The organism is Rhodococcus sp. AG1013, from assembly GCF_003350365.1.
Classification (GTDB): Bacteria; Actinomycetota; Actinomycetes; order Mycobacteriales; family Mycobacteriaceae; genus Prescottella.
The window spans coordinates 66,671-79,611 of the sequence record NZ_QQAT01000006.1 but is presented as its reverse complement, the minus strand read 5'-3'; the positions used below and the strand labels follow the sequence as shown (position 1 = coordinate 79,611).

5 protein-coding genes and 1 pseudogene are annotated in these 12,941 nt (G+C 68.1%); 2 read left to right on the top strand and 4 right to left on the bottom strand.

Annotation, left to right across the window (positions count from 1 at the left end):
• Nucleotides 1-50: 50 nt before the first annotated feature.
• A pseudogene (locus tag DEU38_RS10125) lies at nt 51-1,460 on the top strand (FAD-dependent oxidoreductase); the annotation flags it as partial.
• Here DEU38_RS10125 and DEU38_RS10120 read toward each other — a convergent pair.
• Nucleotides 1,380-3,293 carry an ABC transporter ATP-binding protein gene (locus tag DEU38_RS10120; RefSeq protein ID WP_258557774.1) on the bottom strand — a complete coding sequence of 638 codons (1,914 nt, stop codon included), beginning with the start codon at nt 3,291-3,293 and terminating at the stop codon, nt 1,380-1,382. The pseudogene DEU38_RS10125 and the gene DEU38_RS10120 overlap by 81 nt on opposite strands.
• Before the next feature lie 127 nt (nt 3,294-3,420).
• Here DEU38_RS10120 and DEU38_RS10115 point away from each other — a divergent pair, with 127 nt between their 5' ends.
• Nucleotides 3,421-3,852 (top strand): MarR family winged helix-turn-helix transcriptional regulator, encoded by a 432-nt coding sequence (locus DEU38_RS10115; RefSeq protein ID WP_114720622.1) that lies wholly within the window; start codon nt 3,421-3,423, stop codon nt 3,850-3,852.
• A gap of 78 nt (nt 3,853-3,930) precedes the next feature.
• Here the strand turns inward: DEU38_RS10115 and DEU38_RS10110 are convergent, their stop codons facing one another.
• From DEU38_RS10110 to DEU38_RS28395, 3 genes are all read right to left on the bottom strand, one after another.
• Nucleotides 3,931-4,485 (bottom strand): GNAT family N-acetyltransferase, encoded by a 555-nt coding sequence (locus DEU38_RS10110; protein ID WP_114720619.1) that lies wholly within the window; start codon nt 4,483-4,485, stop codon nt 3,931-3,933.
• 112 nt (nt 4,486-4,597) lie between these two features.
• Nucleotides 4,598-5,245, bottom strand: coding sequence for a DUF6875 domain-containing protein (locus tag DEU38_RS10105; protein ID WP_114720616.1), 648 nt, complete (start codon nt 5,243-5,245; stop codon nt 4,598-4,600).
• A 359-nt stretch (nt 5,246-5,604) separates the two neighbouring features.
• Complete coding sequence (locus DEU38_RS28395) at nt 5,605-12,813, bottom strand: non-ribosomal peptide synthetase (RefSeq protein WP_258557795.1); 7,209 nt, start codon at nt 12,811-12,813, stop codon at nt 5,605-5,607.
• Between the last annotated feature and the right edge of the window lie 128 nt (nt 12,814-12,941).

The following is a 12,941-nucleotide window of genomic DNA, read 5'->3' as shown; positions in this document are numbered from 1 at the left end:
TGTGACGGGCACCACAGGCAGGTCAAGCCCCGAGGACACAGGAGTTCTGGATGAGCGCTCGCGTACCCGTCACACCGATCGACGCCGCGGAGATCGACACCTACGACCACGAAACCGACGTCCTGATCGTCGGCTACGGCTGCGCCGGCGCGTCGGCCGCGCTCGAGGCCGTCGAGTCCGGGGCCGAGGTGATCCTGCTCGAGCGGCAGAGCGGTGGCGGTGGGTCGTCGGCGTTGTCCGGCGGCGAGATGTACCTCGGCGGCGGCACCCCGATCCAGGAGGCGTGCGGATTCGTCGACACCGCCGACGACATGGAGAAGTTCCTCCTCGCCGCGCTCGGCCCGGACGCCGACCAGGAGAAGGTGGGCCTCTACAGCCGCGAGAGCGTCGGGCACTACCAGTGGCTCGTCGATCGCGGCGTGCCGTTCAAGCCGTCGCTGTGGGACTCCCCCACCTGGGTGCCGCCCACCGACGACGGTCTGATGTGGATGGGCGAGAACGCCTATCCGTTCTACGAGATCGCCAAGCCCGCCCCGCGTGGTCACCGCGTCACCTCCGACGGCTTCGGCGGCAAGGTCCTGATGGCGGTGCTGAGCGAGGCCGTCGGCAAGAGTGACATCGCGGTGCACGCCGACACCACCGCACTGCGGCTGATCCTCGACGGTGACCGCGTGGTCGGCGTCGTGGCCCGACACTTCAACGAGACCGTGACGTACCGGGCCCGCCGCGGCGTGATCATCACGACCGGCGGCTTCGCGGACAACAAGGAGATGCTCGCCCAGCACGCGCCGCAACTGGTGGGCCTGGGCGTCAACAGCGACGGCGGCGACGACGGCCGCGGCATCGTCATGGCCCAGGCCGTGGGCGCGGCCGTCAAGCACATGTCCGCCGGCCAGGTCGGTATCTCGCTGGTGCCGGGAATGATGGTGCGCGGCATGATCGTCAACAGCGTGGGCCAGCGGTTCATCAACGAGGACGTCTACCCCGGCCTGGTCGGCCAGGCGGCGCTGTTCAAGCACAACCTGAAGGTGTGGGTGATCCTCGACGAGCAGGCGTACGAGGAGGTCCCGGTCGACGAGCGCTGGGGCGTGCAGCCGCACTTCGTCGCCGAGACACTCGAGGAACTCGAACGCGAGATCGGTATGCCCGAGGGCGCGCTGTGCAGCACCGTGGGCGAGTACAACCGCTTCGCCGCCGACGGCGAGGACCCCTACTTCCACAAGTCCGCCCGGTGGCTGCGGCCGCTGCAGTCGCCGTTCGCCGCGATCGACGTCCAGCGCGGCATGGCCCCGCCGGAGTACGGCGACGGCGGGACCGGCGGGGGCGGCGCCGAGGTGTTCACGATCGGCGGCCTGCGGACCACCGTCGACGGCCGCGTCCTAGACCTCGACGGCGACCCGATCCCCGGACTCTTCGCGGCCGGCCGCGCCACGTCGGGCCTGCACTCGTGGGGCTACATCAGCGGCACCTCGCTCGGCGACGGCACGTTCTTCGGCCGCCGCGCCGGCATCGCCGCTTCCGCGGGCGAGTAGCGCCGCATACCGGCCGCCGAGCACGCGCAACTCCTCGTGGGTGCCGCGCTCGGCGGCGTGGCCGTGGTCGAGCACCACGATCTGGTCGGCGTCCCGGATCGTGGAGAGCCGGTGCGCGATCGTGATCGTGGTGCGGCCGCGGCTGACGACGTCGAGCGCGGTCTGCACGGCCCGCTCGGTCTCGTTGTCGAGCGCGCTGGTGGCCTCGTCGAGCACCAGAATCCGAGGGTCCCGCAACAGGGTTCGCGCGATCGCGATGCGTTGCTTCTCGCCGCCGGAGAACCGGTGGCCACGGGCGCCGACGACGGTGTCGTAGCCGTCGGGCAGCGACTCGATCAGCTCGTGCACCTGAGCCGCCCGTGCCGCGGACTCGATCTCGGCGTCGCTCGCCTCCGGCCTCGCGTGCCGCAGGTTCTCCCGGATCGTCGCGTGCAGCAGGTACGTCTCCTGCGAGACGACACCGACCAGTTCGGACAGTTCCGCGAGCGAGATGTCGCGCAGGTCGACGCCGTCGATGGTCACCCGGCCGGACGTCGGATCGTGCAGCCGCGCCACCAGCGATGCCAGAGTGGTCTTGCCCGAACCGGTTTCACCGACCAGTGCGAGCGACGATCCGGCCGGTACATCGATGGCGATGCCGGCGAGTGCGTCGCGGTCGGCGTTCTCGTAGCGGAAGCCGACGTCCTCGAACCGCACGCCGCCGTCGACCTTCTCGCGCGGCATCGGCACCGGTCTCGCCGGGTCGTCGATCTCCACGGGCAGGTCGAGGTACTGGAAGATCCGGCTGAACAGCGCGAGCGAACTCGTCACGGACACACCGACGTCGAGCAGGCCCATCAGCGGGCGGAAGAGCGTCGTCTGCAGTCCGGTGAAGGCGACCAGGGTGCCGATCGTCATGCCGCCGGACGTCGCCGGCAGCCCCGCCGCCAGGTACAGCAGCGCGGGGATCGCCGAGAAGATGATGCTCATCGTCGCCATCCGCCAGCGTCCGGACAGCTGCGAGCGGACCTCGAGATCCACCAGCCGGTGCGAGGTGTCGGTGAAGCGGTCGGACATCGCCGGGCCGGCGCCGAGCGTCTTGCCCAGCTGCACACCGCTGATCGACAAGCTCTCCTCGATCTGGGTCTGCATGTCGGCGAGCGCGCGCTGGCGCTGCGCGGTGATCTCGCGGCGCATCAGCGCGACCTTGCGGGTGAGCCAGATCGCCGGCGGCAGCACGATCAGCGACAGCAGTGACAGCCGCCAGCTGAGGACCGCCATCGCGATCGCGGTGCCGACGACCGTGGTGACGTTGGAGGCGATCGAGGTCGCGGTCGACGTGACGACGGTCTGCATGCCTCCGATGTCGTTGGTGAGCCGGGACTGGATCTCGCCGCCACGGGTGCGGGTGAAGAAGCCGAGCGACTGCCGCTGCAGATGGGTGAACACGCGGGTGCGCAGGTTGTGCATGATCCGCTGGCCGACCGTCGTCGAGATCCAGGTCTGGATCACGCCCAGCACCGAGCCCGCGACCGTGATCGCGAGCATGCCGAGCACGGCCCACACCAGCAGACTGACGTTCTGTTCCGGGATCGCGCGGTCGATCACCTCGCGGACCAGGAACGGGTTGGCGAGCGAGATCGTGGACGACACCACGATCAGCGCCATCACCACGGCGATCTGCCAGCGGTACGGCGCGAACAGGGAGCCGATCCGGCGCAGGCTCACGGGGGAGTCCTCGAGCTGGGCGCGGTCGGCGGGATCGATCTTGCGGGAACGCATGGGACCCCCACCGGGTCCACCGAATGGTGGGCTTGTCATCTAACCACCCCTCTCAGAAGTCGGGGCAAGCCTTTACTGAGGTTGCCTCAACATGAGGTGACTGTCAAGTGAGGTAAGCTCCGACACCATGACCGAGGCATCGTCCGAACAGCTCCGCGACCTCGTGATGTCCACGTCCCGCGCCCTGCGGCGCAAGTGGTTCACCGCGCTCGAACCATGGGAACTCTCTCCGCACGAGTTCCGCGCGCTGCGCGTGATCGGCACCGAGTCCGACGGCCGCCCCCGCCTCGGCGACGTCGCGAAGGCGCTGCGCATCGCGCCCCGGTCGGCCACCGAGGTGGTCGACCGCCTGCAGAAGCGCGAGCTCGTCGAGCGCGTCTCCGACGGCGGCGACCGGCGCGCGGTGTGCGTCCAGCTCACCGACACCGGCCGCAAGCTGATCGCCGAGATGTCGGACGCCCGCGACGCCCAGGCCGCCGATTTCTTCGCCCCGCTCGACGCCGACGACCGCGCGCAGCTGCGCCGCATCCTCGGCAAGCTCACCGCCGGCGACGGCTGACCCCGCGCGCGCCCCGCGAACCCCTGAACGGGAGTTCACGGCACGGTTCGAGCGCGACGGCGTGTGCTGAACTCCCGTTCAGGGGTTGGGGCGGGCCGCGAACTCGGCCGGGTCGAACGTGAACACGAAGTAGTCGCGCCCGTCGAACACGAACGTCGCCGCCGCGGTCATCCCGTAATGCCGGTGCACCGCAAGCGACTTCGCGTTCGCCGCCTCGACGAAGGCGACGCCGAGATCGAAGCGGTCCCGAAGCTCACGACTGAGCGCGGTGAGCAGCATCGTCAACACCCCGCGCCCCTGGAAGCCCGGGTCCACAGCCGCCGGCCCGTACAGGAACAATCGTCCCGGCGCCTGGGCGCCCGACAGCGCATCCAGCGCCAAGCGCGGCGGACCCGAGGCGACCGCGCCGGGCTCCGACGTCATCGCGAACCCGGCGAGTCTGCCGGTCTCCTCGGCGATGAAGACGCCGGTGCCCTCCTGGAACCGGGTGAGGACATCAGCGTCCATGCGCCCCTGGACGAAGCCGCGCTCGGCGCGCTCCTGGACGGACAGGCCGTCACCGCGCGAGGCCGCCATCAGCGCGAGGATCGCCTCCCGGTCCTGCGGCCCGGATCGTCGCATGGTGATCGCCATACTCCGATTATGGGACGCAGCCGTCAGGAGCAACCTGTCGACTGTGACCGGCACCCCGCTCTGCCACCGCGTCGCGGCAGTCACCTGTCACACCCGATCAATCCTGTCCCGTCTACCGGTCCGGGCAGGTGTCCACCGCGAACTCCCCGACCACCTTCTCCGTGATGCTGCTCCTGACCGGACCTGGGATCCGGTCTGCAAACTTCTTCAGATAGGCGTCGACCCACTCGCTCCGCTCCGCCAGGAACGGAAAATCGGAGCCGACCATACTGCGCACCGCCAGAATGGGAAGCGGCGCGTCCAGTGCCTGGAACGCCTTGTTCCGTAGCCCGGACGTGGTGCATCCCGGATAGAACTGGCCGAGCATGAGTCCTTCCTGGACGAACTTGGACTTACCTTCGCGTTGCGCCTCCTCGATCAGCGAGTAGTCCGAGACGTCGGCGAACACGAGGAGCACGGCCTTCAGGAGCGCATCGTCGCCGTCAACCGGCGGCAATTCACGAAAAGCAGCGAACATCTCGTCCACCGCCTCGGTCATCTGCTGAACACCGACGTCGCAGCCATCGATGAATCCGACCCACAACAGTCCTCGCGAGATCGACGGATTGGTGAACGGGCAGACCGGACCCGATCTGCCGAGATCCGGATGCGGTCGGATCAGGTAGTCGCAAACCCAACTACGCAGCACCTCGGAGCACCGATGCTCGGAGCCCACGACCGCGTCCTCTCCGAACAACTTCTCGAGCCGAATCGCGGTCATTTGTCCTCCTACCCGATTCGCATCGACCACCATCCGACGCGCAAAGGCGCCGACGAGAGGAAGGGACCGGTGGCGCTCCGCGCCATACGCAAAAGCATGCTTTCCGGGTCGACTGCGGTGCGTCCGCACCTGGCGATCAGGCGAAAGACCGACTAGAGACACTGCTTCGGCGAGTGCCGTGAACAGCTGCAGTCCTGAGGAACCCTCTCGGCGAATCGCTGTCCTCCAATGGGACTGCCGGGTCCGGGGCAGCCAAGGGCATCGAGCACGACCTGTACATCCATTCGGCCCGCTCGACACCACGGTAGTCCGCGCCGAAGAGTCGGGCAACGGGTGCACGGTTTGTGTCGTGCTGCGCATTACTCGGGTGCCCCCCGCTCTCGGTCGACCAGATTCAAGTGCCGGTTGAGGAGGGGGCCCACGACCGAAAGGCCCTGCGGGCTCGTCATTTGCTCGTGACGCGTAGGGATTCGGTACTCGCGTACTTCACCGATGATGTACTTTCTCCAGCCCGCTGCTCCGGCCTCACGGTCGAGACCGTGATCGTCGTCCGAGTCTGTCGCCGCGCTGAAGTACGCGACCACGGTACCTTCGAGGGTCGACGGCCGATGCGCGAGAGCGCCATGGACGAGGTCCTGGTACTCCCGGTAGAGGGTGTCGAGGTGATCCGGAGTCAGTGATGCAAAGAGTCCACCCTTCGCACGCAGCAGCCGTGCGGCCTGCTCGGTCGTCATGTCCGATTCCCCCTCGTCGACCAACTCCACCCCACCGAACTCGGCGACCAACCTTGCGGCCGTGGTCATCTCACCGTCGACCTCGGCTCCGGACGGCGCGCGGCTGTCCATCATGGCAAGGGTGAGCACGTCGTCACCTTCTCGACGAAGTTGGACCGCCATCGCGTGCGCAATCTGCCCGCCCACCGAATAGCCGAGCAGGTGATAAGGACCGTGTGGCTGCACAGACCGGATCTCCCGGACGTAGCGGTGGGCAAGGTCGTCGAGCGATCCGAAACGTACATCGGGATCGGTCAGCGCGGGGGAATTGATTCCGTAGATCGGCCGGTCGTCGTCGACGTGCTGCACCAGCCCGCTGTAACACCAGGCGAGCCCGATGGCGGGATGTATGCAGAAGAGCGGATTCCGACTGCCCGTGGCACGCAGCGGGAGTAGCACCTCGACCGCTGAACCGGCGCCGTCGTTCTCGACGGTCTCGGCCTCGCGCGTCTCGATCCGGTGTGCCAGCGACTCGGGCGTCGAATGTGTGAAGATCCACTCGACCGGTACCTCCGTGGAGGTCGATTCCCGCAGTCGCGCAGCCACCCCCGTGGCCGTCAACGAGTTGCCGCCGAGGGCGAAGAAGTTGTCGTCCGCACCGACCCTCGCCACACCGAGTTCGACCGCGAAGGCAGCCGCCACAGCGGATTCGACGCCCGCTTTCGGTGCCCGGTACTCCGCTCGGCCCGCAGCAAAATCCGGCGCCGGCAACGCCGCACGATCAAGCTTGCCATTCGGCGTCAGCGGCACAGCCTCGACCACCACCACCGCCGCCGGAACCATGTGCGGAGCCAACCGCTCCCCCGCAAACGCAAGAACCTCACGCACATCCAGATCCACACCCACCCCGGGCACCACATACCCGACCAACCGATCACCGGCACCATCGTCCGCACGCACCACCGCCACCGCACGCGCCACCCCCACACACGCCGACAGAACCGACTCGACCTCACCCAACTCCACCCGGAAACCACGAACCTTCACCTGCAGATCCGCGCGACCGACGTAATCGAGCGTCAGACCCCCACCGGGCAACCGCAACCACCGCACCAGATCCCCCGTCCGATACATCCGCCGACCCGAACCCTCGAACGGATCCGCAACGAACCGCGCCGCCGTCAATCCCGCCCGGTTTCGATAACCACGCGCCAGAGCCGAACCCGCCAGATACAACTCCCCGACCACCCCCACCGGCACCGGCCGCAACCAACCGTCGAGCACACACTCCCCGACACCCCGAATCGGACCACCGATCGTCACCCCACCCGCAACCGTCATGCGCACACTGGCATTCGACTGGATCGTCGCCTCCGCCGGACCGTAGGTATTGAACATCCGCCGACCGGCCGCCCACCGCGCCACCAACTCCGGCGGACACCGCTCACCACCGACCACAACGGTCCCGAGATCGTCGAGCCCCACCGGATCCACCGTCCCCAACAGCGTCGGCGTCAACGCAGCATGAGTCACCCTCTCCCGCCGCAGAATCCCCGCCAAATCGGCACCGCCGACCACCGCCGGCGACACCACCACCAGCCGCCCACCGAACCCGAACGCCCACAACTGCTCGAGCACCGCCGCGTCGAAACTCGGCGACGCAACATGCAACACCCGCGCATCCGGACCCAACCCGAACCGAACCCCCTGCTCCGCCAACAGATTCGCCAACCCCCGATGCGTCACCACCACACCCTTCGGCACCCCCGTCGACCCCGACGTATAAATCACATACGCCGCATGATCGATACCCAGGCACGCCGTCCGCTCCCCGTCGCTCACCGGCCCAGACGACAACCCCGCCAACTCCACCTCGACCACCGGATCATCGAGCACCACCCACCCCACCGACCCAGGCAACCGATCCCGCCACTCAGCCACCGTAACCCCCACCACCACAGCAGAATCCGACAACATGCGCCCAATCCGACCAGCCGGATACAACGGATCCACCGGCACGAAAGCCGCCCCCGACTTCGCCACCGCCCACACCGCCGACACCGACTCGAACGACCGCGCCACCGCCACCGCCACACACGACTCCGGACCCACACCCCGACCGATCAACAACCGCGCCAACCGACTCGACCGCTCATCCAACTCCCCATACGTCCACCCCCGCCCCCCACACACCACCGCAACCGCACCCGGATCCCGAACCACCGACGCCGACAACAACTCCACCAACACCCGCCCCGACACCCCCGACCCACCCGACACCGGCACCAACTCCCCACACTCAGCCCGGGAAAGCAGATCGAGCCGGGCCAGCGGCAGGTCAGGGTCGGCGACGACGGCATCGATCACGCGCAGGACCCGCTGCAGGATCGCCTCCATCGTGTCGCGGTCGAAGACTTCGGGCAGGTAGCTGATTCGCAGGTGCAGTCGCGTGTCGACGTGGGCAACGAGACCGATCGGATAGTGCGAGGCGTCGATCCCACTCACATCCACCACCCGCATTCCGGCTATGTCGGTCTCGGCGGTGAGCCCACCCCGATCGACCGGATAGGACTCGAACACGGTCATCGTGTCGAAAACTGCTCCAGGCCCGGCCGCCCGCTGGACGTCGGCCAGCCTCACGTGGTGGTGATCGAGTAGTCCGGCCTGCTCCGCCTGGATCCGGTCGAGTAGCTGTCCCAGACTGTCTGCGGTGTCGAGCCGGACCCGGACCGGCAGTGTGTTGACGAACAGCCCGATCATCGACTCGACGCCTGCAACCTGCGAAGGGCGCCCGGACACGGTCGCACCGAACGTCACATCGTCCCGGGATGTCCACGTGCCCAACACGATCGCCCACGCCGCCTGGACCACGGTGTTGAGGGTGATTCCGCGGGCGCGCGCGAGGGAGGTGAGCGCCGCAGTCTGTTCCTCGGTCAGCCCACCGAGCACCTCCCGCGATTCCGAATATCGACGGCCCGGGTCGGCCGGCGCCACCAGGGTCGGCTCGTCGGCGCCATCGAACGCGCGAGCCCAGGTCTCGAGTGACCTCGGCTCATCCTGCCCACCTACCCAGGTCAGGTAGTCCCGATAGGGATGGACACGAGGCAGCATCGCGCCGTCGCCGTCGGTGGCATAGAGCAGCAACAGTTCGCGCAACAGCAGCGGCGTCGACCAACCGTCAAGCAGCAGATGATGATTGGTCAGCACCAGTCGGTGACGCTCAGGTCCGGTGGTGACCAGCATCCAGCGCAGCAGTGGGGCCTGGGCCGGATCGAACCGCGTCGCCCGGTCGGCAGACATCAGTTGATCCCACGCACAATTCCGTTCATCGTCGTCCGAACCCGACAGGTCGCTCGCCGACCACGGGGCCACGACGTGGTCCTGAACCACCTGTACCGGGCCCCCGGCGACGCCGGGGACAAACGCGGTCCGCAGGTTCGGATGCCGTTCCAGCAGCACCTGTCCCACGCGCCGCAGACGCGCCGGGTCGACGTCCCCGCGCAGCTCGACGACCAACTGCACCACGTAGGCGTCCACCGACTCCTCGGACACCGACGTGTGGAACAGCAACCCCTCCTGCAGCGGCGAGAGCGGCCACACATCCGTCATGTTCGGATACCGGTCCTCGAGCCGTTCGATCTCCGCCTGCCCGAGCCCGACCAGGTCGAGATCGGACGGGGTCCGCCCGCCTGCCCCCGGCGTCGCGACATACGCGACCAGCGCGACCAGCGCATTGCGCCACATCCGGGCCGCCGCACCCACCTCACGGGCGGTGAGCACTCCGCCGGGGAAGGACCAGATCGCCCGCAACCTCGGTCGGCCTCCGTCGTCGAAGGTGAAAGCGTTGATGTCGAGCACCGCCGGCACCGGCATGTCTGGATTCTGCGCACCGGTGAGATCGCTGGCGTCGTCGACCGGGAGCCAGCCTGCCCCACGCCCGCCGTCGGGGATCCCGCCGGCGACGCGGCCGAGGTAGTTGAACGCGATTTGCGGCGCAGGCTGGTCCCGCAGCACCGATCCGGTGTCCTCGTTGAGATAGCGCAGCAGTCCGTAGCCGATCCCGTGGTCCGGGACCGCGAGGAGTTGCTCCTTGACGGACTTGACCACCGCCCCCGCGGCCGGCCCACCGGCGCACGCATCGTCGAGATCGATTCCGGAAAGATCCAGACGCAGAGGAAAACTCGTGGTGAACCACCCGACCGTGCGAGTCAGGTCCGAACCAGCGACCACACTCTCTTCGCGCCCGTGCCCCTCGAGCCGGATCACCGCGTCATCGAGAAGGGACCCGTCAACACCATCTCCACGCTCGCGCCGCCACTTCGTCACCGCCACCGCCAACGCGGCCAGCAACCCATCGCCCACCCCGCCGTGGAACGCCCCCGGGACTGTGGTCAACAGGGCCTCGGTTACCTCCGGCGGTATGTCGACCTCCACGCTCCGGGTAGTGGCGACCAGGTCGATCGTGAGGTCGAGGAGTCGGGACCCGATCACCGGATCGTCCACCGCAGCCAGCGCCCGCCACATCTCGAGTTCCGCAACCCGCTCCGGCCGGTGCGCCGCCTCGGCCAGCCCGTGCGCCCACCTGCGCATCGACGTCCCCACCGGGGCCAGATCGGGCGCTTCACCCGCCTCGATCCGCGACCACGCTGCCGCCAGGTCCGGCACCAGCACCCGCCAGGACACCCCGTCGACCGCCGAATGATGGACCACCACCAGGACCCGACCCCGTTCCGCCTCGTCCTCGGGATCGAACCAGACCACCTGCACCACGATCCCGGCCGCCGGGTCGAGCCGATCCGCCGCGGTGTTCAACTCCGCCGCCGCCAGCTCGTGGAACTCGACCGTTCCCGGCGACATGTCGAGGGGCACCCGACGAATCAGCCCGTCGGCGAGGATCGTACTGCGCGGCAACACTTCCCACGCCCACACTCCATCGGCATCCTGGCGCAACCGTGCGCGCAACATGTCATGGTGATCGAGCACCGCCTGCACTGTGCTCATCAGGCCGTCGGCTCCGATGCCTTCCGGCAGATTCAGCATCACGGCCTGGGAGAAACGACCGAACCCGGACTCTCCGCGTTCGAGCAACCACCTCAGTACCGGCGTCAACGGGATCTCCCCTACCCCGCCACCGGCAAGCTCCTCCAGCAACTGCGTCGAACCACTGTCGCCGCGGACGGCAACCTCCGACAGCCTTGACACCGACCTGCACTCGAACACGTCCCGAGGCGAGAACACCACACCCGCAGCCTTCGCCCGCGCCGCCAACTGGATCGACATGATGCTGTCGCCACCGAGCGCGAAGAACGAATCCTCCACGCCCACCACATCGACGCCGAGCACCTCCCCGAACAGCCCGGTGAGTACCTTCTCGATCTCGGTGTCCGGCGCCCGGTACTCCGCTCGGCCCGCAGCAAAATCCGGCGCCGGCAACGCCGCACGATCAAGCTTGCCATTCGGCGTCAGCGGCACAGCCTCGACCACCACCACCGCCGCCGGAACCATGTGCGGAGCCAACCGCTCCCCCGCAAACGCAAGAACCTCACGCACATCCAGATCCACACCCACCCCGGGCACCACATACCCGACCAACCGATCACCGGCACCATCGTCCGCACGCACCACCGCCACCGCACGCGCCACCCCCACACACGCCGACAGAACCGACTCGACCTCACCCAACTCCACCCGGAAACCACGAACCTTCACCTGCAGATCCGCGCGACCGACGTAATCGAGCGTCAGACCCCCACCGGGCAACCGCAACCACCGCACCAGATCCCCCGTCCGATACATCCGCCGACCCGAACCCTCGAACGGATCCGCAACGAACCGCGCCGCCGTCAATCCCGCCCGGTTTCGATAACCACGCGCCAGAGCCGAACCCGCCAGATACAACTCCCCGACCACCCCCACCGGCACCGGCCGCAACCAACCGTCGAGCACACACTCCCCGACACCCCGAATCGGACCACCGATCGTCACCCCACCCGCAACCGTCATGCGCACACTGGCATTCGACTGGATCGTCGCCTCCGCCGGACCGTAGGTATTGAACATCCGCCGACCGGCCGCCCACCGCGCCACCAACTCCGGCGGACACCGCTCACCACCGACCACAACGGTCCCGAGATCGTCGAGCCCCACCGGATCCACCGTCCCCAACAGCGTCGGCGTCAACGCAGCATGAGTCACCCTCTCCCGCCGCAGAATCCCCGCCAAATCGGCACCGCCGACCACCGCCGGCGACACCACCACCAGCCGCCCACCGAACCCGAACGCCCACAACTGCTCGAGCACCGCCGCGTCGAAACTCGGCGACGCAACATGCAACACCCGCGCATCCGGACCCAACCCGAACCGAACCCCCTGCTCCGCCAACAGATTCGCCAACCCCCGATGCGTCACCACCACACCCTTCGGCACCCCCGTCGACCCCGACGTATAAATCACATACGCCGCATGATCGATACCCAGGCACGCCGTCCGCTCCCCGTCGCTCACCGGCCCAGACGACAACCCCGCCAACTCCACCTCGACCACCGGATCATCGAGCACCACCCACCCCACCGACCCAGGCAACCGATCCCGCCACTCAGCCACCGTAACCCCCACCACCACAGCAGAATCCGACAACATGCGCCCAATCCGACCAGCCGGATACAACGGATCCACCGGCACGAAAGCCGCCCCCGACTTCGCCACCGCCCACACCGCCGACACCGACTCGAACGACCGCGCCACCGCCACCGCCACACACGACTCCGGACCCACACCCCGACCGATCAACAACCGCGCCAACCGACTCGACCGCTCATCCAACTCCCCATACGTCCACCCCCGCCCCCCACACACCACCGCAACCGCACCCGGATCCCGAACCACCGACGCCGACAACAACTCCACCAACACCCGCCCCGACACCCCCGACCCACCCGACACCGGCACCAACTCCCCACACTCAGCCCGGGAAAGCAGATCGA